Below are 22,423 nucleotides of genomic sequence, written 5' to 3'. Positions count from 1 at the left end.
ACAATAACAATTAAAATTGTAAGTTATTTAATTCGCGATCCTAAGTATGGGCGGGGCGGGTTTATATAATTTGTTGATAATTGTCAAATATATAGGCGAACCCGGCCCTACACAATTTAACGTCATACAAGTCCGAATCAAACGGACATGACATAAATTTACACACATTCAATAATTAATCCGTGTATTCGTGTTCATCCGTGTAGTGCCTTCCTGATTCCTTCTACTTAATTGGAATTTCGATAATAAATTCACTACCTTTACCGGGTTCTGAGAGGCACTGCAATTTGCCGTTGTGTTTTTCAACGACAATTTGGTGCGAAATTGATAAACCCAAACCTGTGCCTTTACCTACTGGTTTTGTGGTAAAAAATGGGTCAAACAAACGCACAATCTGATCGTCGGGAATGCCCAACCCGTTGTCTTTGATCCGAATTAAAATGCTCTTGTCATCAATCGTTTCAGTTTGAATAGTAATAGTAGGCAAGATAGAATTTGCGGTGTCTTTTGCTTGGCTGCAGCTTTCTTCCAAGGCGTCGATCGCATTTGCCAATACATTCATAAATACCTGATTTAACAGTCCGGGATGACAGTTTATTTGCGGCAGTTCTCCGTATTCTTTAATCACTTTAATGCCCTGCCAGTTGGGTTTGGCTTTCAGCCTGGTGTTCAACATTAACAAGGTACTTTCTAAACCTTCGTGAATGTCGGCAGTTTTGATTTTCGCTTCGTCCGCCCGCGAGAAATTTCGGAGAGTTTGAATAATTTCAACAATGCGCTCGCATCCGGTCTGCATCGAATTGAGCAATTTTGGCAGGTCTTCTGCTAGAAATTCTAAGTCTATATCTTCGGCTTGTTGCTGAAGTTTTGCTGGGGGATTTGGATACTCTTCTTGATAGACTTGCACGATTTCTAACAAGTCGAGAACGTAGCCTCGGACGTGGCAGAGGTTGCCGGCGACAAAGCCAACTGGGTTGTTAATTTCGTGGGCAATTCCTGCTAGCACCTGTCCGAGGGAAGACATTTTTTCGGTTTGTACTAACTGCATTTGAGTTTGCTGCAAGTCGCTCAAAGCTGTTTGCAGTTCTTGGGATTTTTGCCGATCGCGCGAGGCGGCGGCGGCCCGTTCTTCCTCAACTCCGATCGCCCCAGCAATAATTCCGATCAGCTTGCAGTCGGCTTCTGTGGGCGCGATCGACTCAGTGTAGACAACGCACACCGCACCCACGTAATTGTCGCCCCGCCGCACTGCTTGTCCCAGATAGCTTCGCAGTTGGTAGCGGATGACAGCGGGATCGGTTTGGGCGTAGATCGTGCTCTGCAAGTCAGGAATGGCAACAGCCCGATCGCTTCCTTTGCTGCATACGTCGGTGCAGATGTGGCCCTCGGCGATCTCGACTAGCGGGTAGTCCGGCGGCGCTTGCCAAGTCGCGATCGCTTGCAGCAGACCGCCACCGACGCGGCTGTAGATGGCGCAGCTTCCGCCCAAAAGCTCACCAGCTAAGGATGTCAGCCGCTGGATGTTATCAGCCGCGTCGGTGGTGAATCCCAAAAAGCACTCGTTGATTTTGCTGAGGCGGTACTCTGCTTGCCTGCGCGCCGTCATGTCGCGGGAGTTGATCACAATTCCTTTCACAGCGGGGTCTGCTAGCAAGTTGATGCCGACACCTTCGAGAAAACACCAAGAACCGTCAGCGCGCCGGAACCGACCTTCTAGGGCGATCGGATCGCCTGGATTTGCGATCAGTTTTTCGCCGTCGGACATCACCGAGGGCAGGTCGTCAGGGTGGATCAAATCGAGAGCAATTTGACCGGCGACTTCATCGGGTTCGTAGCCTAAAACTCTTTCTACAGAAGGGCTTTCGTAAACAATGCGACCGCTGGCGTCGAGAATAGTAATGATGTCGGAACTGTTGAGAATTAGCGATCGCCACTTAGCCTCATTTTGAAACAAAGCTGACTCGGCTTGTTTGCGATCGGTAATATCCTCTACCATTTGCAAAATAAACTGTGGCGTTCCCTGACTGCTGTCGATGACAGAGGCGCTGAGGCGTCCCCACCTGATGCTGCCGTCTTGGCGGAGGTAGCGCTTCTCAATTTGGTAAGCTTCGCGCAAGCCCGCGGCCAACTGTTGGCGCAACTCGCGCGACGTTTGTGCGTCTTCCGGGTGCGCGCAGTCGTCGAGGTCGAGACCCCGCAGTTGAGCTTCCGATCGCCCCAGCATAGCTTGAAATGCCGGATTAGTGGCGATCGCAACACCTTCGAGGGTAGCGACTACCATGCCGATCGCAGCGCGTTCAAAAATTGCCCGAAACCGCTGTTCGCTGTCTCGCAAAGCTGCATCCGCTGCCACTTCCTGGGTGATGTCGCGCCCCGCCACTGCCAAACCTTTGCGCGAACCGTCGGGGTTGAACAGTGGCACTTTCCGCACTTCAAACAAATTGCTGCCACCTGTGGGCAAGGGGACAATTTGGCGGCTGGAGGTAAGAGTGCCTGCTTGCCAGGTGGTTTCGTCGGTTTCCTGCCAAGTTAGCAGGATTTCTCTGACTCTCGGATCGGCGGCGGCAGCGAGTTCGGCAGTAGTTTTACCCTGGTAGTCTGCGGTTTCCCAGCCCAAAAGTTGGAGGGCGCAGTCGTTGGCAATCAGCCAGCGCCCCTCGCTGTCTGTGAGGTTGATCGCGTCGGGCACGGCGTCGATCGCGGTTTTCAGCCAGTATTCTTGATTTCGCAGGGCTGCTTCGGCTTTTTTGCGGGCGGCGATTTCGGCGACGGTTCCTTCGTAGTAAAGGATCTCGCCATCTTCGTCGCGGACTTCGCGCACGTTTTCCGAGATCCAGGTAGTGCTGCCGTCTTGGCGGCGGACGCAGGACTCAAACTCTTTCAGGGAGCCGTTTTTGCTGATTTCTGCCATGAAGGAAGCGCGGCGGGTGCGATCGGTGTAAAGGTTTTTTGCCGAACATTTTGCGATCAGTTCTGACGGGGAATCGTAGCCGTACATTCGGGCGAGTGCCTGGTTGGCGCTGAGGTAGCGCCCGTCTGGGGCGGTTTGAAATATGCCTTCGGTGGCGTTTTCAAAGATGCTGCGGTATTTTGCCTCGGCTTGTTTGAGGGCTTCTTCTGCTTGTTTACGATCGGTGATATCAGATTGGACGCCGATGAAGTGGGTAACGAGTCCGCTGCTGTCGCGAACCGGCGAGATGGTGAGTTCGTTCCAGAAGGCGGTGCCGTCTTTGCGGTAGTTTTTCAGAACTACTTTGCAGTCATGCTGTTCTTTCAGGGCCACGCGGATTTGATCGACTGCAGCGCTATCGGTATCTGGGCCTTGCAGGAAGCGGCAATTCTGCCCGATTATTTCGCTGCGATTGTAGCCTGTAATCCGCTCGAAAGCCCCGTTGCAGTAGACTATAGGCTTATCCGGCTGGGTAGCGTCCGCGATCGCGATGCCGTTGCTGGTAGCTGCCAGGGCGCGATCGTACAGCCTCCAGACTTCTTCTATTAAATTCGGTGTGCCACCAGTACGAGTCGGCGATAGCGTTTCAGAAGGAATGCTTATATCTCTCTGCATGAGTTTCTATAAATTGAGTTTATTGTAGATACCGACTGCCAGCACACCCTAGAGTTTAACAAAATTGTCTGTTTTCTGAAGGTTGAAGTTAAAAGGCTATCATGCAGAATTTGGGCGGTAAATTATACCTAAAGAAAATCTGGCTTCCCTCGTTTTTTTTCCTTCTGCCTTCTGCCTTGTGCCTTCTACCTTCAAAGGAATCCTAGTTGTTAATTTATAATAGTTGTTCCCACCATAACTCTATCTCTGGTATAGTTTACTTGGCAGAGTTTGGGCGGCTTACAAGTTCGGTCATTTATTTTTTAACTTAAATAAAAAATACATCATCCGGCTCTCGTAAAAAAAATAATTAAATACTTTATAGTTAAATGATTCAAACTATTCTCATAAAAAACCAGGAAAAATTAATTTTGAACGAACACAGCCAGTTCTGAAATATCGTCGATCGCGAAAGTCGGTTCGAGGGCGAGACACTGAGCGCGATCGCCATATCCGTAAGCCGCCCAACAAACATCTATCCCAGCATTTTTAGCAAACAGCAAATCAATCGCTGTATCGCCAACCATTAAAATTTGACTGTTATCCAACTCCGGGAACAGCGGTTTAATAATCGAGTGAAAAACTGCCGGGTTTGGTTTCATAATTATTTCTCCGTTGTCACCTAAAATTAAATCAAACAAACTGTGAATTTTCAGTTTTTGCAGTAACAAATCCACAAAACTAACGTGTTTATTGCTGAAAACTCCCAGGCTCAATCCCGACTGACGCGCCAACTGCAGCACTTGCTTTGTCCCGGTAAATAACTCTACCTGCTTTTCACCTTCCGTCCGATAATAAGAGCGGTAAGTTTCAACCCATTCAGGAATTGCGCTTTCCGCGATCGCCGGATGGAGGATTTTAAAACTATTTGGTAAATTGATGCCGATCGTACTTATAATAGTATCAGCAGCAGGCGGGGTAATATTGAAAATTTCAAAAGTTTTGGTAAAGCAAAATACAATAGCTTTGTGAGTAATTGCCAAAGTGCCGTCGAAGTCAAAAATAATTAACTTGTACTGACTCATATTATTTAAAATATTCTATATAGCAATGGGAGGTTTTCCACGATATAATAGCATAATTAATCTCTCCTCCACCAATTATAAGTATAATTTTTCAACATTCAAGAGGTCAACATGAGTGTCACCGAAAAACCAGAAATTCTAGCCTCAGATTTCCCAGACCACACTCAATTACCAGACTCCGACGGTACTTTTGTGAAAAACTTTCAAGAACATCCTCAAAGCATCCTGTTAACAACATCAATTAGACCGATTTTAGACCAAGTTCATCCCGACGGGCAATACTGCATCGGTCAAGATTCCGGTATTTATTGGCGGGTAGCCCAACCCCCGGAACCGCCAGAAAGAGGAGCGGAAGCACCTGATTGGTTTTACGTGCCAGACGTGCCGCCAACTCTTGACGGAAATCTGCGCCGTTCCTATGTAATGTGGCGGGAATTAATTCCGCCTCTGATTGTACTTGAATTTGTTTCTGGTGATGGCAGTGAAGAAAGAGATAGGACTCCTCGCCAGGGCAAATTCTGGATTTACGAGCGGATAATTCGGCCTGCTTTTTACGGCATTTATGAAGTCACCAAAGCACAAGTTGAAGTGTATCATTTGGTAGAGGATCGCTTCGAGTTAGTCCCACAAAATCAGCGCGGACATTACGCGATCGCACAAATAGGAGTGGAATTAGGCATTTGGCAAGGGGTTTATCAGGGCGTAGAACTGCCTTGGCTGCGCTGGTGGGATGCCTCCGGGAATTTGCTGCCGGCGGCCGAGGAACGGGCAGAACAAGCAGAATTAGTGGCAGAACGAGAACGGCAAAGGCGAATAGAAGCAGAGCTGCGAATTCAAGCTTTGGAAGCGCGTTTGCGAGAGTTAGAAGGAGGCTAATTCGACTTTAGATTTTAGATTTTAGATTTTAGATTGGGGATGACTGATGATTATCGGGGTTGGGATCTTCATAAGTCATTGGCAATTCTTCAATTCTTTAATCAAAAATCTAAATTCCCATCAGTCGCAGGTTTAGGTAGGGACACGGGTATTCACTGTCCCTAGGAACATCATGTGCTGTAAAAACCCGATCGCCTAGCAGCCTCCTCAGAAACAATATAAACATTCATCGGTTATTATCAAAAATTTGCGTATATTAGCTTAAGTATTGCATCACTTTTTGTGTAAGTCCTATGGCACTAATTGTTCAGAAATATGGCGGCACCTCGGTTGGTACAGTCGATCGCATTTTGGAAGTAGCCAGACGAGTTGTAAAAACAGCACAGCTCGGCAACTCTCTCGTTGTCGTACTTTCGGCGATGGGCAAAACCACCGACGGTTTAGTTAAACTCGCCAAGGAAATTTCCGCAAATCCCAACAAGCGGGAAATGGATATGTTGCTCTCCACTGGGGAACAAGTCTCGATCGCACTTTTGAGCATGGCATTGCAGGAAATGGGACAGCCCGCCATTTCCCTCACCGGCGCCCAAGTCGGCATTGTCACCGAAGCCGCCCACACCCGCGCCCGAATTTTGCGAATCGATCCGAATCGGCTTGAAAGCCAGTTAAAAAGCGGTAAAGTCGTTGTGGTTGCGGGTTTCCAAGGCATCGCCGATGCCGGAGAATTGGAAATTACCACCTTGGGCCGTGGCGGTTCCGACACCACAGCAGTTGCCCTCGCTGCAGCGCTGCGGGCCGACAGATGCGAAATTTATACCGACGTGCCCGGAATTCTGACTACAGATCCGCGCTTGGTTGCCGACGCGCAATTGATGGACGAAATCACTTGCGACGAAATGCTGGAATTGGCGAGTTTGGGCGCAAAAGTCCTCCACCCGCGCGCGGTAGAAATTGCCAAGAATTACGGCGTGCCGCTGGTAGTGCTTTCTAGCTGGAGTGACGCCCCCGGTACCCGTGTCGTATCCCCACCCCCGCAACCCCGGCCTTTGGAGGGCTTGGAGCTCGCAAAAGCCGTCGATGCGGTGGAATTTGACTTAGATCAGGCGGGGGTGTCGCTACTGCGTTTGCCCGATCGCCCGGGAGTAGCAGCGCGGTTGTTTGGTGCGATCGCCCAACAAAACCTCGATGTAGACTTAATTATCCAGTCAATTCATGAAGGAAATACTAACGATATTGCCTTCACCGTGACGCGAAAATCTCTCCAACAAGCTACTGCGGTTGCAGATGCTATTATCCCCACCCTCGGCAAGAATTCTCGCCCAGAATTGGGAGAACCGGAAGTGAAAGCAGAAGAGCGGCCAATAGCTAAAGTTAGCATTGCGGGTGCGGGAATGATCGGTCGTCCGAGGGTAGCGGCGCAGATGTTTAAGACTTTAGCGGATGCAGGAATTAACATTCAAATGATTTCTACATCCGAGGTGAAAGTTAGTTGTGCGATCGATGCTGAAGATTGCGATCGGGCCGTTGCCGAACTCTGCAAAGCATTTGATGTCGCCAACTCCCCTATTGGGCTGCATTCATCATCCCACAAACCGCCCGCAGTCCGCGCCGTTGCGTTGGATCTCAATCAAGCACGTCTAGCAATTCGCCAATTGCCCGATCGACCCGGAGTAGCCGCAAAACTGTTCGGACTTTTAGCCGAGGAAAATATCAGCGTAGATACAATCATTCAGTCGCAGCGCTGCCACAATATCGACGGCATATTAACTCGCGACATTGCATTTACCGTAGCACAAATTGACGCCGAAGCTGCTAAAATAGTCCTCGAAAAAGCCGCCCCCGAATTTGGATGGGGCGAAGTAGCAGTCGATACACAAATAGCCAAAGTTAGCGTTGTCGGTTCCGGGATGGTAGCGCATCCGGGAGTAGCGGCAAAGATGTTTGAAGCGCTTTCCCGCCAGCAAATCAACATTCAAATGATTGCAACTTCCGAGATTAAAATTAGCTGCGTTGTGGATGAGGAACAAGGTGTAACTGCCTTGAAAGCAATTCACGCAGCCTTTGAACTTGCCGGCACCGAAAAAATCCAAGTTCCCGCCTAATTATTGTTTGCAGTCGGGAATTAAGATTGCGTCCGATCGGTTTTTGTATGGCGGTTTTCGGTAGGGATACGGCACTGCCGTGTCCTTGCAAATATCGCGGACACAGCAGTGCTGTATCCCTACAAATATATTCGGATTTGGACACGGCAGTGCCGTGTTCATACAAATATCGATCGACAGTCAACGATCGGAGTTTTGAGTGCAAATTTCACAGGATGAGGCTGTGTTAAAATGAAACTGGCGATCGCCTAAAAGGGATTGAATCTTATGACGGTAGCGAAAGAACAGATTACTGATAGCAGTAGCAATAGCGGTTTATTGAATTTCCGAATCACTGTCGAACGTCTGATCGAGCTTTTAGATTTAGAAGAAGAGGATGAGTACGGAATTTTGAGACCGACTGAATATGCTTTCAGGACAGCTATGAAGTTAGTTGTAGAAGCCTACGATAGCATGGGAAACAGTTTTCCAAAAGCCTCAACAGGTACAGATGACAGAGGCAGTATTACACTAGATTGGACAAGCTTAGAACCAGAGCGTACAGTTCGCCTATTTTGTCCATTCAGTGCAGAGCAACCAGTTGACATTTATCACCATGCAAACAATGAAAATGCGGTCGAAGATATCGTTTCATCATCAACATTAGTTGACTGGTTGCAGTGGTTTAACAAAATATGATAGAACAATCTTCAGCGAGTGCATCAATCGATTTTAGCTTTTAGATTTTAGATTTTAGATTTTAAATTGACCCCACTGATAAATGCGGGGGCTTGAGGATTTTAGATTTGAGATTTTGGATTGATTCCACGGATAAATCACGTGGCGGGTACCACCTTTGAAATTCTTGGTCAGAGTTTGAAACATTACCGGATCGTACACTTGTTTACCGAGCTCTCCGAAAAGGATGGATAGATCGGGATAGATCGATCGTCAAATCGGACACTATTTGCGGAAAAATATAAACGAACAGGGTATTTCTGTCAATTTTTCCATAGAGCAATCTTTGAGTGCATTGAGAAACTGTGAAGGAGTCGCTAGCCTTAATGTAGGGGGAATTCGAGAACTAGGTCTAAAGGTAGTACGTGACTCTTCATCTCATGGGAGTGTTATAGGCTTGCCCTATCGTGAAGATAACCGTCCAAGGGCTGATGAGCTTGCACTTTTATTGGCAAGACAGTCTCGAATTGTATGGGAATCTTCGTCAAGATAGTAAAATAAGTTGTCAGATTAAGTAATAGTGTTAGCTAGAGTTTTGACTTCTTCAAGAAATCGAGATTCTGGGTGTCTTTGTGGTTCCTTCGTTTCATTTGACAATAAATTTTGACTTAATATTTCTTGGGCGATCGCCTCCACCACCGGTACACAAACCGAATTCCCAATTTGCTTGTAACTTTCCCCCGCACTCGGATAACTCTTAAAATCTTCAGGAAAACCCATAAGACGGTAACATTCCTTCAGCGTCAATTTTCTCACCATATCTTGCTCAGGAATGTAGATAAAAAACCTGCCAGAGGTTTCTTGCGAAGGAATAGTCGGATGCACTCCATCTACCGAATAAATGCGATTAGGCTGTCTGTGAACTCTCGATAAATGTTCTGTATTGGGCCTCACGCCAGTTTTCCAAGTACCTTTATTTCTGTAACCTACAAACAAAAGTCCCGAATCTTGCTTTCTCGGAGACTCAATTAGAGTATACTCTGATTTGTCCAATATTTCAAAATCCCCTGTCTCGTCTAGAAATTCCCTGAGTTGCGGAGGAAACTTGCTTTTAAGTCGAGAAAAATTAAATTCTTTACCTTTAGTTGCAATGATAAATATTCTTTCACGATGTTGAGCAATTCCAAAGTCTTTAGCATTCAGCATTTTGTAATTCACGCTGTACCCCAACTCTCTAAGGCTAGCAATAATTACTTTTAAGGTATTTCCCTTGTCGTGATGGATTAAGTGCTTGACATTTTCGAGAACAACTACTTGAGGTTGCTTTATTTTGATAATTTTACAAATATCAAAAAATAGCGTCCCTCTAGTATCTTCAAAACCTAGCTTTTTGCCACAGATGCTAAAAGGTTGGCACGGAAACCCGGCGACTAAAACATCAAAGTCTTCTAACTCAACGGGATTAATTTTACTGATATCTCCAAAAGGAACCTCACCGAAGTTCTCCGTGTAAACTTGTCGGCATTTGCTGTTAATTTCGCATGAAAAAACGCATTCAAAACCCATTTTTTCAAAACCTTGTCTGAAACCTCCAATTCCTGAAAATAAATCTATAAATTTCATTTATAATTAAATCCCAAAATTACTCACCCCAATGATAACTCACCGAAGAGCACTATTCTCAAGAACAGGCAAGATGCCTGTTCCACAAAGAGTGAATTTCTGGTGGTGGGCAGGACAACCCGGTCTTGAAAAGCTGATTGCAAATGGTGCAATATCTCAGTGATAACATATTTTGTTTCTCTCTCTTATTTCACTCTGCGTTTTCTGCGTTCTCTGCGGTTCATTCTATCAAGTTCAACAAGTCTTGTGACAGTCCTCAATCTTATACCACTCATTAAAAGTCGCAGCAGCCACCGCCGGACACGGCAATGCCCTGTCCCCACAGATATCGCGTAGAATGTCGATCGCCCGAAACTTCCCCCCGCATTCAACCAACCAATGTCCCAAACTTGTCCCACAGCCGACTAAACTAGAAATAGCAAAAAAAATATAGCTATTCTTTACTTCCTTTCACCAACCATGAGTCAAACATTGGAAAACCTCACCGCAATCGATGACAAGCTATCCAAACGCCACATCGACCTCGATCCAGGCGGCTACTTCATCATTTATCTCGATCGCGAAACTAGCTTAATCTGTGCCAAACATTTCACCAACATCATCGACGATCGAGGCCTCGCCGTCGATCCCGAAACTGGTAAACCCATCCCCGCCCGCGGCAAGGTAGAACGCACTCAGTCCACACTTTTTACCGGCCGAACCGCCAAAGAACTTTGTGTCAAAATTCTAGAAGAAACCCGCCCCAGTCCGGTGACACTGTTAGATCACGCGGCTTATTTGGGACGGGAATTTGTACGGGCAGAAATTGCTTTGTTGAGCGATCGAGAATACGTTCAAGATTAGTGCAGTCCTGCCTTAATTTCTGGACAAAACCACAACAGATCGAATTTATCAGCACCCGATCACGAAAAACCTTGATACCAGAAATAAGTCACCATCGGAATTACTGTCGCCAACACCAACAGCACAACCACAACAACTGTGGCATTGCCTTGATCTGTTTCTTCAGCTTTTTTAAACGTGCCTTCAACTTGAATGTTGTCAACAACTTCAGGAGCACCCGGATCGGGTTCGCCCGACAAAACAGTTGCTATGCGCGTAGTTGCAGCCGCAAATGCCTCGTTGTACTTATTGGCTTCCCGCAGCGGCACTTGCACGGTTTCCCCAGCTACACTCTGGGCAATTTCATCGGTTAGCAGGGACTTAACCCCTTCGCCGGTGCGAATTGCCGCGCTGTTGGTAACAGTGTCGAGAACGAGTAAAATTTGATTAGTCTGGTCTTCTTTTGCGGGAAACCACTGTTCAAACAGTTGGTCGGTGAAAGTGGCTGCCGTTTCGCCGTAGTCTAAGCGGTGGATGGTGACAAACCTGACTTGTTTCCCTGTTTTGTTTTCCAGGTTGTCGAGCACGCTGCTGATATTGCTTTCGCTGCTGCGGCTGAGCACGTCGCCTTTGTCGAACACCCAAGTTCGATCGCCCGCCGACAACAGTGGGATTTCGTATACCCCCGTCGCCAATGCCGGCAATACCGCCATCTGGGATGCGATTAGGACGATCGCGATCGTCGCGGCCAAAGGTTGGAGATATTTTCTCCAATTAAATAATTGCTTCAGGAGTCTAGTCATGAGGTTAACCGTAAAACTGACTTTTTTCCAAAAATACTATAGAAACCCCCGTAAAATTCATTTTATGCAGGGCAATATTTACAATTAGCTAGCCAGTGGAACTCCCCGCCCGATTATTTTAGGATTCTAACTATGGAACCAGCAGACACTTATAAAGGTTGGATTATTCAATCCCAGAAAGTCTTCTACGTCGAGGTTTGGGATAGCCGCGGCAACCGCCACGTCGCTGTCCAAAATGCCAAGACTGAGGAGGAAGCTTTGGAATTGGCCAAAAAGTGGATAGACAAATATGAGTCAAAACCCGGCAGAATGCCGATCGACGTACCCCATCCTTTCGGAGACATGATCGATATGCCATTTTAACTCAGTTGACTGTTGACTGTTGACTGTTGACTGTTGACTGTTGACTGTTAACAGTTACATTGCAGCTTGTAGGGTGCTCTGCTAGAGAGAAAGCCTCTTCAAATCGAGAAATTATTGGAACTGACGCACCCAAAGACTATGCCAGTTGCGTCCCGGAGTGCGTTTTTCCTGAGATACAATTACGAAATTCCTCGCAATTTCCGCGTATTTTCTACCAAACTTCGAGCAAATTCGTCGAACCTTTCAGACAGTTTTTCATCCAACAATTTACCATCAGGACTAAAAGCTTTCCAAGCTTGCCCGATCGCAATTTGTTCGGGAATTACCCAAGCGTGCACCCATCTCAAAATCACGCGCAAATCGTTGAGTGCGTTGCTGTTAACTTGCCCTCCCAAAACGCTAATCCCACCTGCAACTTTCCCGTCCAAATGCTCAAAACTCATCAAATCCAGGGCATTCTTGAGAGCACCGCTGACGCTACCGTGATACTCCGGCGTTGCCAAAATCAAGCCGTCGGCTTGCTTAACCGCATTCTGCAGCTTTTCCACATCGGGGTAATCGATATAATCATTCTCACCATTGCAGAATGGCAGATTGAGCGATCGCAAATCGAATATTTCAACTTCCGCGCCCAAAGCCTGCGCCCGCTCTGCTGCCACCTTCAACGCTAACTGGCTGTAGGAGCCAGCCCGCAAACTTCCACCAATGCCAACAATTTTTACCATAAAACTTAAAAACAATAACTGCTTGAGTAAAACGTACTCATTACGACTATGATTAAGATAGCAAGTTCGATCGGCAACTGTCAATCGATTTGAGATTTTCGATTTGAGATTTTAGATTTACGGAGGGGGCCCAGAAACCGGGTTTTTTGAGCAAAATCCTTGGTTATAGCCCGCAGATTAGGTAAAAAACCCGGTTTCTTGAGGAGCCGTGGGTAAGTTCAGTGGAGGGGGCCCAGAAACCGGGTTTTTTGAGCAAAATCCTTGGTTATAGCCTGCAGATTAGGTAAAAAACCCGGTTTATTGAGGAAGCCGTGGATTCAAAACCCCCCCTCTTGAGGGGTCTCTGAAGATGCCCACGAGAGATAAACCCATCCAACACCCGCCATCTTGTTAAAATAAATGAACGTAGCAAACCACAAGCGGTCAATCTTGGCACTCTTCAACCTTGGGCAAAGCAATATGAAAAATTCTTGGAAACACGCATGGCTGGGGCATCTAGCTGTAAACAAAGACAAGTCGAGCCAGAATCCTAAAAAATCAATTCCAGGACGGAATCTTTGGCGCATCCTGGGCAGTTTGGTGATTTCTCAAGGAATATTGCTCTCGACCCCGGTGTTTGCCGACAGCGCGCCAAACACCATGAGTTACAGCCAACTGATCGACAACATAGAAAAAGGGCAAGTCAGTAAAATCGAAGTAGACGAAACTCAAAAAACTGCCAAGGTTAGGCTAAAAAATCAAAAAAGCGATCAAACCCAATCAGTTAGTCTGTTCGACTACAACAACCGAGAACTGTACTCGCAAATCCGCGCCAAAAAGATTGACTTTGAAGTCAAACAAACAGCCGACAACGCCGCCGCAGTCAGTTTAGTAGTAAACTTGCTAGTGATTTTTGCAGTGTTGGCAGTGCTGATGGCAATCCTACGCCGATCGACCCAATCTCAAGGAAATGCCATGAACTTCGGCAAATCCAGAGCCCGTTTCCAAATGGAAGCCAAAACCGGCGTGATGTTCGACGACGTAGCAGGCATCGAAGAAGCTAAAGAAGAGCTGCAAGAAGTCGTAACCTTCCTCAAAAAACCCGAACGCTTCAACGCCATCGGCGCAAAAATTCCCAGAGGAGTTCTGTTAATCGGGCCTCCCGGAACCGGCAAAACAATGCTGGCAAAAGCCATCGCAGGCGAAGCAGCCGTCCCCTTCTTCAGCATCTCCGGTTCCGAATTTGTCGAAATGTTTGTCGGAGTTGGCGCCTCCCGCGTCCGCGACTTGTTCCGCAAAGCTAAAGAAAATGCGCCCTGCATCGTCTTCATCGACGAAATAGACGCCGTAGGAAGGCAGCGCGGCGCTGGTATCGGCGGCGGCAACGACGAACGCGAACAAACTCTCAACCAGTTGCTGACAGAAATGGACGGCTTTGAGGGTAACAGTGGCGTGATTGTGATTGCAGCTACTAACCGGCCCGACGTACTCGATACCGCCCTGCTGCGGCCAGGCAGGTTCGATCGACAAGTAACGGTAGATTTACCCAGTTACAAAGGGCGTTTGGGGATTTTGCAAGTTCACGCGCGCAACAAAAAACTCGACCCAGAAGTTGCCCTAGACACGATCGCCCGTCGCACTCCTGGCTTTTCCGGCGCTGACTTGGCAAACTTGCTCAACGAAGCTGCTATTCTCACAGCGAGGCGTCGCAAAGACACGATTAGTAACTTAGAAGTTCACGACGCGATCGACCGGATCACGATCGGGCTTACCCTTAACCCGCTGCTGGACAGCAAGAAAAAGTGGATGATAGCATACCACGAAATCGGACACGCCCTAGTCGCGACCATGCTCAAAAACGCCGATCCACTTGAAAAAGTAACGATTATTCCGCGTTCCGGCGGCATCGGAGGCTTTGTTACCTTGGTTCTCGACGAGGAAATGCTCGACAGCGAAGGTTTGATGAGTCGGGCTTGGCTGTTAAGCCAGATTACAGTAGCTTTGGGGGGACGGGCGGCAGAGGCTGAAATTTACGGCGATGCTGAAGTAACTATGGGTGCCAGCAGCGATATCAAACAAGTCAGCAATCTCGCTAGGAAGATGGTAACGCTTTACGGAATGTCGGATTTGGGGCCTGTGGCTTTTGAAAGTCCCAACAATGAGGTGTTTTTGGGGCAGAACTGGAATTCGCCATCGGAGTATTCCGAAGAAATGGCAATCAAGATCGATCGCCAAGTCCGGGAAATTGCCTTTGAGTGCTACGAAGAAGCTCGCCGAATAATCCGCGAAAACCGCGCTTTGGTAGACAAACTTGTCGAAGCGCTGTTGGATGAAGAAACGATCGACGGCGACGAATTCCGCCAAATTGTCGAGCGGTACACCGAGTTGACCAAAAAAGAGTTGGCACCAACCTAAAGAGTCATTAGTCATTAGTCATTGGTCATTAGTCATTAGTTATTCAAGTTTGTAGTGAGGACTAAAGTCCTCATTACCGACAAAATAAGGACTTTAGTCCTTACTACAAACCAAGAAAAATGACTACTAACTAATGACTAATGACTAATGACTAATGACTACTAACTAATGACTAATGACAAATTAAGATTGTTGCGCGTACATTTCCCGGAGTACCAAAGCCGGGTCAACCCAGCGGCCGCCGTACTTCAATCCCCAGTGCAAGTGAGGCCCACTCGTGCGGCCGGTCATCCCAACTCTGGCAATTCTCGCACCCGCAGGCACTGTTTGACCTTGCCAAATTTGCAAAGTACCTTCGCGATCGGTATAATAACGCCCTCCATTAGCCGTTAGCACTCGGCCTCTGAGGTGACAGTAGATGTGTTCCCAATTTCCCGATCGCACCACCATACCAGTGCCGCATCGGCCATCTTCCCAAACTTCCACAATTTGCCCGCCCCACCAATTGCGGATATAGCTGCCTTCCGGGGCGGCCAAGTCCAAACCGTAATGAAAATCCCCGCCACGGGGGCCGAAGGGGGAAGTGTATGTTTCAAAGTTTTCGACTGGAAAAGAAGCTTCTTGCCACAAATTACCCGTCGCTACTCTGCTTGGTAAGCCTGACTGAGCTTTGACCACCTGCAGCTGCAAATAAGGGCTAATCAACACAATGCCGATCGAAAGTGCCAGCAGCAGCATCTGTCTGAAACGAAAAAAGCGTTTTGCCGTCAGCGGGCCTCTAGAGTCTTGCAGGATTTTTTTCACGGCTCAAAGTTAAATGTGTGTGGGAGTTTGCGTTGTCTGTTAGCCTCACATCTTGCACCCTTGTCAATAAAGCTTTCAGGGGCGGGCTTTCCGGCCCAGCCCACAAAAAAAATCATCCTTTGTGGAACGGGCCGGAAAGCCCGTTTCGGAGAAGGGTGCAAAATGTAAGTTATGCCAATTCGCTGCAAGATTGGCTTTGAGCTCTACCCGCGATCGCGAATCAGTTTATCAACAACGTGTATCTTACTCCATCCAAAACCCGTGTCAAGGCTTCCGGGTAAATGCCCAGGGGAGATAAAAAAAAGTTGGCAGACTAATTCGTGCTGCGGTTGAATTCGATCGAGCTTTTGCTTGACACTATAGTTAGTTAGTTCCGGGATTTTGGATGTCATCCAAAATCTCAAATTCATAACACATCAAGCAATGCTTACTGAAATTTTTCCCTTTAGTTTTGCCATAGACGCAACTGCGATCGCCGGTTCGTCCTTGTGGTCTTTGGCCCTATACTGGGGCCTGTCGCCCCTCACAGAATGGGTAATCCTGCAACTCAACCGCTGGATGAATTTTGCCGAGAGATCCCTCTACACCTCAGAAGCCGAGTTTGAAAGAACCCGCCAAGCCAGAGAAGCTCAAAATGCCTTTTACGCTTCGCTGTTGAGCATTCTGCCCTTTTTGATTGTGGGCGGATTGTGCAATTGGGGCGTCGAATTGTCTCTGGGTACTGGTTGGGCGGTATCTATGGGTACGATCGCCTGTATTGGTGGCGGCGTGTACGAGCTCGGCCGCCGAGACGGCGAGGAGTCTTAGGGGATTTTGGATTTGGGATTTTGGACAAAACTTACACGCAGGTAGTTAGACACCTGGTTTTTGCGACAATATTTCGTTGTCACCCGCAGATTCGCTAAAAAACCAGGTTTCTGTTTCTTTTCTCGAAGCGCGTAATTCCTGTATGATTGTCGCTCAAAAATGAGGATGTAAAGCTATGAAACTAAAGTGGTTGACACCTGCAATTATCTCATCTTTTTCGATCGTTGTTATTCCTGCGAAAGCGGCTGAAACCAGGTGCGGATGGTTAATAAATCCCACGCCTGCTAATTGGTATCTCAAAGACAAAGATGCTCAGTGGACTATCTCGGCGCAAGGGGGATATCAAGCCGGAGGAATGAACAATATTCCTCCTTTTAACGACGATGAATATGTCAAAACTAATGTTAATTATGGATATGGCTGTGCTTGTTTAAATGTGGTGACAGATAGAAATCGAATGAAAATTACCACGATACAAGGTGGTGAACAATTACCACTCTCGACTTGTCGAAAAGATCCGAATTTGCCAAAAATTCGTTAGTTATGGCGAAACCCTACAAGTTTTTTAACTCAGTCAAATGAACTTTCAACCAGAACCAACATCATTAAATCAAGCCCGCGCCACATTTAAAAAAAATTGGGGATACGACGACTTTCGCCCACCCCAAGGAGAAATCGTCGGTAGTTTATTAGCCGGAAAAGATACAATTATAATTATGCCGACAGGTGGCGGAAAATCCATCTGCTTTCAACTGCCAGCTTTGTTACAAACAGGCTTAACTTTGGTAGTTTCGCCGTTAGTTGCACTGATGGAAAACCAAGTACAAGAATTGCGCGATCGCAATCTTCCCGCTTCCCTCCTCCACAGTCAATTGCCAACAGCGCAGCGCCGACAAACTATGCAGTCGCTGCAACAAAACAAATTAAGATTACTGTACCTATCTCCCGAAACATTACTCAGCAAACCTGTTTGGGAAATTATCAGTCAGCCACACATCCAAATCAACGGTTTAATATTAGATGAAGCTCACTGTTTAGTGCAGTGGGGTGATACTTTTAGACCAGCTTACCGCCGTTTAGGAACAGTGCGGCCGGCTTTGTTGAAAGCTAAACCAGCAAACAGTAAAATTGCGATCGCAGCTTTCACCGCTACAGCCAACCCGGAAGCACAGCAGACAATCAAAAATGTCTTGCAACTGCAAAAACCCGAAGCATTTTTGCTAAGTCCCTACCGTTCTAATCTGCACCTGCAAGTGCAGACAGTCTGGACGCCGAGAGGGCGAAAACAGCAGTTATTGAATTTTATTAAAGCTCGACCAAAACAAGCAGGTTTAGTCTATGTCTGCACTAGAAAAGATAGCGAGAACTTGGCAGATTTGTTGAAAGAAGCAGGTTATAAAACAGCAGCATATCATGCAGGTTTAAGTCCAGAATCACGGCGAAAAATCGAAAACGCTTGGCTGAAAAATGAGCTTAAATTCGTGACTTGTACCTCAGCATTCGGGATGGGAATTAACAAGCCCGATGTCCGGTGGGTTGTTCATTATCAAGCACCTTTGCTATTATCGGAATACATTCAGGAAATTGGTAGAGGCGGACGCGACGGCAAACCAGCGATCGCCCTGACATTGATTAGCGAACCGACGGGTTTGCTTTATCCTGAAGATAAACAAAGAGGGCAATTTTTTCAAGATAAATTGCGATCGCAATACCGAGAAGCTCAGCAATTAGCAAAAAAACTGCCAGTTAAAGGCGATATAGAAGCTGTTTCCCGCGAATTTCCCGAAAGTGCGATCGCCCTTTCAATCTTGCACAGCAGCGGACAATTAACATGGCAAGATCCTTTTAATTATGCGATCAATAAATCTCCCCAGCAAAAAGCGGAAAAATCCAACTTTACAGCCGCTGAGGAAATGGTAAAATATTTGAAAGATCGCGAGTGCAGGTGGCAATTTTTGCTGCAAGCTTTTGGGTTTGCAAATGAGGCGAAATCTATGCAGTGCGGCCACTGCGATAATTGTCGGTGAAACCAGTCTCTTGTATCTTGAAAGATGTAGATTTCGATTTACCGTGTTCGTGGGGGCGGGTTTACGAGATTATTGGTTTTAGGCAATTATTATGGGTGAAACCCGCCCCTACAAGATATGTACTGCATACAAATCGATCGATTTTAAATTAGCGATTACCGATTACCAAAGAAAGTAAATGATAGAAACAGACACTGCGGCACAGATTTACACAGTAGAAAATACAGAGGAATTCGATCGCAGTAATGTCAATCAGCGATTAGATATTTGGCTGTCAAACCAGATACCGGACTTATCCCGATCGCGAATCCAAAGCCTCATATCACAAGGTAACGTCAAAGTCAACGACGAAACCTGCACATCGAAAAAAATATCAGTAAAAACTGGCGATCGCATCCACCTCACTTTACCCGAAACCCAGCCCACAAAGTTGCAGCCTGAAGCAATTCCCCTCGACATCCTCTACGAAGACGACAGCCTAATTATCATCAACAAACCAGCCGGATTAGTCGTCCACCCAGCCGCTGGACACGCAGACGGTACATTAGTCAACGCTTTGTTAGCCCACTGTCCCCTAGCAGAAATAGGCGGAGTTCAGCGGCCGGGAATCGTACACAGATTAGACAAAGATACAACAGGTGCGATCGCGATCGCCAAAACCGACATTGCCCACCAACACCTGCAAGCCCAACTCAAAACCAAAACCGCCCGCCGCGAATATTTAGGCATAGTTTACGGTGCTCCCAACACCGAAACAGGCACAATAGACCTACCCATCGGACGGCATCCCACAGACCGCAAAAAAATGGCGGTAGTACCAGTAGAAAAAGGCGGTCGCCCCGCAGTTACTCACTGGAAAATCAAAGAAAGAATTGGCAACTATTGCTTAATGCACTATCAATTAGAAACAGGCCGCACCCATCAAATTCGCGTGCATACAGCCGAGATAAAACATCCGATTGTGGGCGACCCGATGTACAGTTCCAACCGTTCTATCGGCGTCAATTTAACCGGACAAGCCCTCCACGCATGGCGGCTGACATTGCAGCATCCCGTAACAGGAGAATCAATAGAGGCGATCGCACCTTTACCAGATCAATTCAACACCTTGTTAAAAATATTGCGTCTGCGAGCTAATATTTGATATGTTGGGCAGTTAACACTGGTAATTTCTATGTCTAAATTTGAGGAACTTTGTAAAGCTTACGCCGCATCCCGGCAAGCATACCGCGAATCCTGCGAAGCTTGTCAGGATTTTAGTGACATTTTTATCAAGCAAATGAGCGATTATTTGGAATGCCCGATTCAAAACCAAAATCAGAAGTTTGATGACAATGGCATTCTGTATTTTGATGGTGCGATCGATGTTTGCGAAAATCCCGAAAATCCCCAAAAGGGCGATCGCGAAACAGTCGAAATATCTTTGAGTGTTAACAAAGTTATTGACAATTTCATTGTCACCGTTTATCCTTGGGGTCACGAATTCAAGATTCTCATTGATGAACCCAGACACTTTGAAGAAGCTTTTGAATACATTTTTGATCGACTCCAATCAGCTTATACTGGTGTAAGTCTGTTACCGTCAGAACCAGATCCTTTACCTTTTTAATGACTAAAGTCCTTACTATAAACATTTTTTCCCCTGCCTTTTTTCTTGATTAAACTTCTTGCCTAAATTTTTGATGTAATAGGGAAACCGCAGATGGAATGAGAATTAAATAACTTCCACAAGATTGTGGGATGGGCGTCCCGCCCGTTCTTTTTGGACGGGCGGCACGCCCATCCCACAATAACAATTAAAATTGTAAGTTATTTAATTCGCGATCCGATGAAAGCAGATGCACGCAGATGAACGCAGATACATTTAAAGATAGGAGAGCAAAGAATAGCTTCAATTCAAGTCTAATATTTATGGTTAAATCCTGTAGATTGCTCGTTGCCGAACTTCCTTTTTTCCCCAAAAATTATGAGTCCCGAGTTTTGGATTCCAAGTTTATCAAAAAACTCAAACCTCAAAACTCAAGACTCAAAACTCTCTCAGCCTAAAAGCCGATCGATTCAGTCGATCGCCCGACACAAATAATTGCATCAGGGCAGCATCAATTACCGGCGACGGGGAACCATCGTCTCGATATTGATATTAGCCAGAGCCACGCGCTGCGGCGGAGTAGTAGGAATGGGCATATTGCGCGCCATACCCAAATAGTTGGACGGATCGCCAGCCTTCGCCTGCTGTTCTTGAGGAACAAAACGGCGGACACTTGTTTGCCAGATGATTTGCGGGAAGCCAAGCTGCGAACGGTGGTACTCACCGTAGCGGGGCGTTTTCAAGTTGAAAGGAGTATCTCCTCCAACTCGCTGAGGCAAAATTCGGCGCTGCTGGTAAGGTACGGTATCGTAGCCGAACTTATCGAGGTACTCTTCGCTATTGACCAACTCGTCAATAAAGCCTTGAGGCCCCTTATTTGCTACCACGATCGACCAAGCAATCTTTTCGCGCTCGCTGTACACATCCCGGCCCAAAACGCGCTGCACGCACATTTCCACAAACCGGTAATTGCTGTTAGTTTGATAATTCCGCTCCAAGAAAGGAGAAGAAGTCGCCAAACCGCGAATAAAGTCCCGCACAGTAATTTGGCCGAACTTGAGTTGCGACTCCAAAGACTTTTGGCGGTTGCTCTTGAGGATTTGGTGTTCGCTGTAAATCTGGCGATATCCAGCCCAAATCAAATTTTCCATGTCTCCAGACGAGAGCACATTTTCAGTTGTGAAAATTCTCGGCTGCTCGTCGCTCCCCACTTCAAAACCAGCAACGCGCTGGTTTTGGCTCTTGGGGGCGTAGCTTAATAAAGGAAGCGCCACGTTAAAATCTCCGTTATCTCAAATTTCAGAAATAGTTGACACCGTGAGCTGCCAGCAAAACGGATACAACTAACCAACATACAGATTAGGGGATTCCCGCAATCTAAATCTGATTTTCCTGAATTTTTGCAACAATCTGTAACATTTGTTGACTGTTGTCAGTTGTCAGTTGACTGTTGTCAGTGGGCAGTGGGCAGTGGGCAGTGGGCAGTGGGCAGTGGGCAGTGGGCAGTCAACAGTCAACAGTCAACATCCAACAGCCAAATTACCAACCCAGAGCCGAATAAAACTCGCTGCCGGCCACTTGAGCTGCTGCGGGTTCTGATGTTGCATCCGAGTCTGGTTCGACCCGAATTTCCGTACAAAAAGTCGAAGTGCTGAAACCGCCAAAGCGCTTTACGGTACTCGTCCGCATCCGCACGTTCGGATTAGCAAACCAGAAACGCTCGATCGAACTCATCGTCTCGTATTCGGTAATCAGCAGCAGCCCATCCTCGTCATCCATCTCAAAACGGCCAGCCACCGGCACAATTTCCGCATAGCCCCGTTCCCGCAACATCAAGCCCTGTCGGGGATTTTCAGGATCGGGGACGATCGCGAACACCGTAGACCCTTTATGATTCTCATCATCCTTATCCCACGCCATCGAGCCGTGCCAGGTTACAAAAGCCCCCCCAGCAGCCCGACTCGGATCGACTTCGTGCATCTTGCAAATCTCTGCGACTCTCGCATCATCCGCAGCTAGGGCTGTTACCTGAATATTTGAATCCCCAATCTCCGCTTGGCGGAAAGCGAGGTGGTGAGTGCTGCGCTGCGATCGCCACTCCCCAGCACTGCTTTGAAAAAACTCCATTGCATCCATACAAACTATCTCCTTTGGCTTAGGCTTCCCTGTCTTTACGCCTTTTTATGATAAGGCTCCCCCCACT

20 protein-coding genes are annotated in these 22,423 nt (G+C 47.1%); 11 read left to right on the top strand and 9 right to left on the bottom strand.

The window, feature by feature from the left end; all coding sequences use genetic code 11:
- Positions 1-223: 223 nt before the first annotated feature.
- A complete protein-coding gene (locus QUB11_RS13555; protein WP_333390849.1) occupies positions 224-3,565 on the bottom strand; it encodes a PAS domain S-box protein in 3,342 nt (1,113 codons plus the stop codon).
- Positions 3,566-3,969: 404 nt separating this feature from the next.
- Positions 3,970-4,629: an HAD family hydrolase gene (locus tag QUB11_RS13550; RefSeq protein ID WP_333204476.1), complete on the bottom strand. Its 660-nt coding sequence runs from the start codon at positions 4,627-4,629 to the stop codon at positions 3,970-3,972.
- 111 nt (positions 4,630-4,740) lie between these two features.
- Between QUB11_RS13550 and QUB11_RS13545 the strand changes: the two genes are divergently transcribed.
- The 3 genes from QUB11_RS13545 to QUB11_RS13535 all read left to right on the top strand — a co-directional run bounded on the left by QUB11_RS13545 (position 4,741) and on the right by QUB11_RS13535 (position 8,285).
- Positions 4,741-5,505: a Uma2 family endonuclease gene (locus tag QUB11_RS13545; RefSeq protein ID WP_333204478.1), complete on the top strand. Its 765-nt coding sequence runs from the start codon at positions 4,741-4,743 to the stop codon at positions 5,503-5,505.
- Between the two features lie 293 nt (positions 5,506-5,798).
- Positions 5,799-7,607 carry an aspartate kinase gene (locus QUB11_RS13540; protein WP_333204480.1) on the top strand — a complete coding sequence of 603 codons (1,809 nt, stop codon included), beginning with the start codon at positions 5,799-5,801 and terminating at the stop codon, positions 7,605-7,607.
- A 267-nt stretch (positions 7,608-7,874) separates the two neighbouring features.
- The gene (locus QUB11_RS13535; RefSeq protein ID WP_333204482.1) at positions 7,875-8,285 is read left to right on the top strand and encodes a hypothetical protein; all 411 of its coding nucleotides are present in this window, start codon (positions 7,875-7,877) and stop codon (positions 8,283-8,285) included.
- A gap of 549 nt (positions 8,286-8,834) precedes the next feature.
- Here the strand turns inward: QUB11_RS13535 and QUB11_RS13530 are convergent.
- Positions 8,835-9,887: a DNA (cytosine-5-)-methyltransferase gene (locus tag QUB11_RS13530; RefSeq protein ID WP_333204484.1), complete on the bottom strand. Its 1,053-nt coding sequence runs from the start codon at positions 9,885-9,887 to the stop codon at positions 8,835-8,837.
- A gap of 459 nt (positions 9,888-10,346) precedes the next feature.
- On the opposite strand from QUB11_RS13530, the gene QUB11_RS13525 reads away from it, so the two are divergent.
- A complete protein-coding gene (locus QUB11_RS13525) occupies positions 10,347-10,730 on the top strand; it encodes a DUF4346 domain-containing protein (RefSeq protein ID WP_333152424.1) in 384 nt (127 codons plus the stop codon).
- 59 nt (positions 10,731-10,789) lie between these two features.
- Here QUB11_RS13525 and psb32 read toward each other — a convergent pair whose 3' ends face one another.
- Positions 10,790-11,512 carry a photosystem II repair protein Psb32 gene (psb32, locus tag QUB11_RS13520; RefSeq protein WP_333204486.1) on the bottom strand — a complete coding sequence of 241 codons (723 nt, stop codon included), beginning with the start codon at positions 11,510-11,512 and terminating at the stop codon, positions 10,790-10,792.
- Positions 11,513-11,644: 132 nt separating this feature from the next.
- Here psb32 and QUB11_RS13515 point away from each other — a divergent pair, with 132 nt between their 5' ends.
- Entirely contained in the window at positions 11,645-11,875 is a 231-nt protein-coding gene (locus QUB11_RS13515; protein ID WP_006635545.1) for a hypothetical protein, read from the top strand.
- Between the two features lie 179 nt (positions 11,876-12,054).
- Here QUB11_RS13515 and QUB11_RS13510 read toward each other — a convergent pair whose 3' ends face one another.
- Positions 12,055-12,600 (bottom strand): NADPH-dependent FMN reductase, encoded by a 546-nt coding sequence (locus QUB11_RS13510; RefSeq protein ID WP_333204546.1) that lies wholly within the window; start codon positions 12,598-12,600, stop codon positions 12,055-12,057.
- Between the two features lie 459 nt (positions 12,601-13,059).
- Between QUB11_RS13510 and ftsH the strand changes: the two genes are divergently transcribed.
- Complete coding sequence (ftsH, locus tag QUB11_RS13505; protein WP_333204488.1) at positions 13,060-14,994, top strand: ATP-dependent zinc metalloprotease FtsH; 1,935 nt, start codon at positions 13,060-13,062, stop codon at positions 14,992-14,994.
- A gap of 183 nt (positions 14,995-15,177) precedes the next feature.
- On the opposite strand, the gene QUB11_RS13500 is transcribed toward ftsH, so the two are convergent.
- Complete coding sequence (locus tag QUB11_RS13500) at positions 15,178-15,798, bottom strand: M23 family metallopeptidase (RefSeq protein ID WP_333204490.1); 621 nt, start codon at positions 15,796-15,798, stop codon at positions 15,178-15,180.
- 203 nt (positions 15,799-16,001) lie between these two features.
- Positions 16,002-16,190 carry a hypothetical protein gene (locus tag QUB11_RS13495; protein WP_333052221.1) on the bottom strand — a complete coding sequence of 63 codons (189 nt, stop codon included), beginning with the start codon at positions 16,188-16,190 and terminating at the stop codon, positions 16,002-16,004.
- A 31-nt stretch (positions 16,191-16,221) separates the two neighbouring features.
- On the opposite strand from QUB11_RS13495, the gene QUB11_RS13490 reads away from it, so the two are divergent.
- The 5 genes from QUB11_RS13490 (at position 16,222) to QUB11_RS13470 (ending at position 20,241) form a co-directional block, all read left to right on the top strand.
- Complete coding sequence (locus tag QUB11_RS13490; RefSeq protein ID WP_333204492.1) at positions 16,222-16,605, top strand: hypothetical protein; 384 nt, start codon at positions 16,222-16,224, stop codon at positions 16,603-16,605.
- 175 nt (positions 16,606-16,780) lie between these two features.
- The gene (locus QUB11_RS13485) at positions 16,781-17,146 is read left to right on the top strand and encodes a DUF4087 domain-containing protein (RefSeq protein ID WP_333204494.1); all 366 of its coding nucleotides are present in this window, start codon (positions 16,781-16,783) and stop codon (positions 17,144-17,146) included.
- Between the two features lie 37 nt (positions 17,147-17,183).
- Positions 17,184-18,632, top strand: a complete 1,449-nt coding sequence (locus QUB11_RS13480; protein ID WP_333204496.1) for a RecQ family ATP-dependent DNA helicase — start codon at positions 17,184-17,186, stop codon at positions 18,630-18,632.
- Between the two features lie 178 nt (positions 18,633-18,810).
- Positions 18,811-19,776: an RluA family pseudouridine synthase gene (locus tag QUB11_RS13475; RefSeq protein WP_333204498.1), complete on the top strand. Its 966-nt coding sequence runs from the start codon at positions 18,811-18,813 to the stop codon at positions 19,774-19,776.
- Positions 19,777-19,806: 30 nt separating this feature from the next.
- Positions 19,807-20,241, top strand: a complete 435-nt coding sequence (locus QUB11_RS13470) for a hypothetical protein (protein ID WP_333204500.1) — start codon at positions 19,807-19,809, stop codon at positions 20,239-20,241.
- A 494-nt stretch (positions 20,242-20,735) separates the two neighbouring features.
- Here QUB11_RS13470 and QUB11_RS13465 read toward each other — a convergent pair whose 3' ends face one another.
- Together QUB11_RS13465 and QUB11_RS13460 are read right to left on the bottom strand one after the other, a co-directional pair.
- Complete coding sequence (locus QUB11_RS13465) at positions 20,736-21,494, bottom strand: phycobilisome rod-core linker polypeptide (protein ID WP_333204501.1); 759 nt, start codon at positions 21,492-21,494, stop codon at positions 20,736-20,738.
- Between the two features lie 265 nt (positions 21,495-21,759).
- On the bottom strand, positions 21,760-22,356 hold the full coding sequence (locus tag QUB11_RS13460; protein ID WP_333204503.1) for a phycobiliprotein lyase: 597 nt from the start codon (positions 22,354-22,356) through the stop codon (positions 21,760-21,762).
- Positions 22,357-22,423: the final 67 nt, after the last annotated feature.

It is taken from the genome of Microcoleus sp. B6-A1, assembly GCF_036705085.1.
In the GTDB taxonomy this organism is placed as follows: domain Bacteria; phylum Cyanobacteriota; class Cyanobacteriia; order Cyanobacteriales; family Microcoleaceae; genus Microcoleus.
This window is presented reverse-complemented; position numbering and strand designations above follow the sequence as displayed.

Excerpts from the sequence above, each read along its gene's own strand:
- QUB11_RS13540 (WP_333204480.1), top strand. The coding sequence starts at position 5,799 with ATGGCACTAATTGTTCAGAAATATGGCGGCACCTCGGTTGGTACAGTC.
- QUB11_RS13555 (WP_333390849.1), bottom strand. The coding sequence starts at position 3,565 with ATGCAGAGAGATATAAGCATTCCTTCTGAAACGCTATCGCCGACTCGT.
- QUB11_RS13460 (WP_333204503.1), bottom strand. The coding sequence starts at position 22,356 with ATGGATGCAATGGAGTTTTTTCAAAGCAGTGCTGGGGAGTGGCGATCG.
- QUB11_RS13545 (WP_333204478.1), top strand. The coding sequence starts at position 4,741 with ATGAGTGTCACCGAAAAACCAGAAATTCTAGCCTCAGATTTCCCAGAC.
- QUB11_RS13525 (WP_333152424.1), top strand. The coding sequence starts at position 10,347 with ATGAGTCAAACATTGGAAAACCTCACCGCAATCGATGACAAGCTATCC.
- QUB11_RS13535 (WP_333204482.1), top strand. The coding sequence starts at position 7,875 with ATGACGGTAGCGAAAGAACAGATTACTGATAGCAGTAGCAATAGCGGT.
- QUB11_RS13515 (WP_006635545.1), top strand. The coding sequence starts at position 11,645 with ATGGAACCAGCAGACACTTATAAAGGTTGGATTATTCAATCCCAGAAA.
- QUB11_RS13485 (WP_333204494.1), top strand. The coding sequence starts at position 16,781 with ATGAAACTAAAGTGGTTGACACCTGCAATTATCTCATCTTTTTCGATC.
- psb32 (WP_333204486.1), bottom strand. The coding sequence starts at position 11,512 with ATGACTAGACTCCTGAAGCAATTATTTAATTGGAGAAAATATCTCCAA.
- QUB11_RS13490 (WP_333204492.1), top strand. The coding sequence starts at position 16,222 with ATGCTTACTGAAATTTTTCCCTTTAGTTTTGCCATAGACGCAACTGCG.
- QUB11_RS13510 (WP_333204546.1), bottom strand. The coding sequence starts at position 12,600 with ATGGTAAAAATTGTTGGCATTGGTGGAAGTTTGCGGGCTGGCTCCTAC.
- ftsH (WP_333204488.1), top strand. The coding sequence starts at position 13,060 with ATGAAAAATTCTTGGAAACACGCATGGCTGGGGCATCTAGCTGTAAAC.
- QUB11_RS13470 (WP_333204500.1), top strand. The coding sequence starts at position 19,807 with ATGTCTAAATTTGAGGAACTTTGTAAAGCTTACGCCGCATCCCGGCAA.
- QUB11_RS13550 (WP_333204476.1), bottom strand. The coding sequence starts at position 4,629 with ATGAGTCAGTACAAGTTAATTATTTTTGACTTCGACGGCACTTTGGCA.
- QUB11_RS13530 (WP_333204484.1), bottom strand. The coding sequence starts at position 9,887 with ATGAAATTTATAGATTTATTTTCAGGAATTGGAGGTTTCAGACAAGGT.
- QUB11_RS13480 (WP_333204496.1), top strand. The coding sequence starts at position 17,184 with ATGAACTTTCAACCAGAACCAACATCATTAAATCAAGCCCGCGCCACA.
- QUB11_RS13475 (WP_333204498.1), top strand. The coding sequence starts at position 18,811 with ATGATAGAAACAGACACTGCGGCACAGATTTACACAGTAGAAAATACA.
- QUB11_RS13495 (WP_333052221.1), bottom strand. The coding sequence starts at position 16,190 with ATGACATCCAAAATCCCGGAACTAACTAACTATAGTGTCAAGCAAAAG.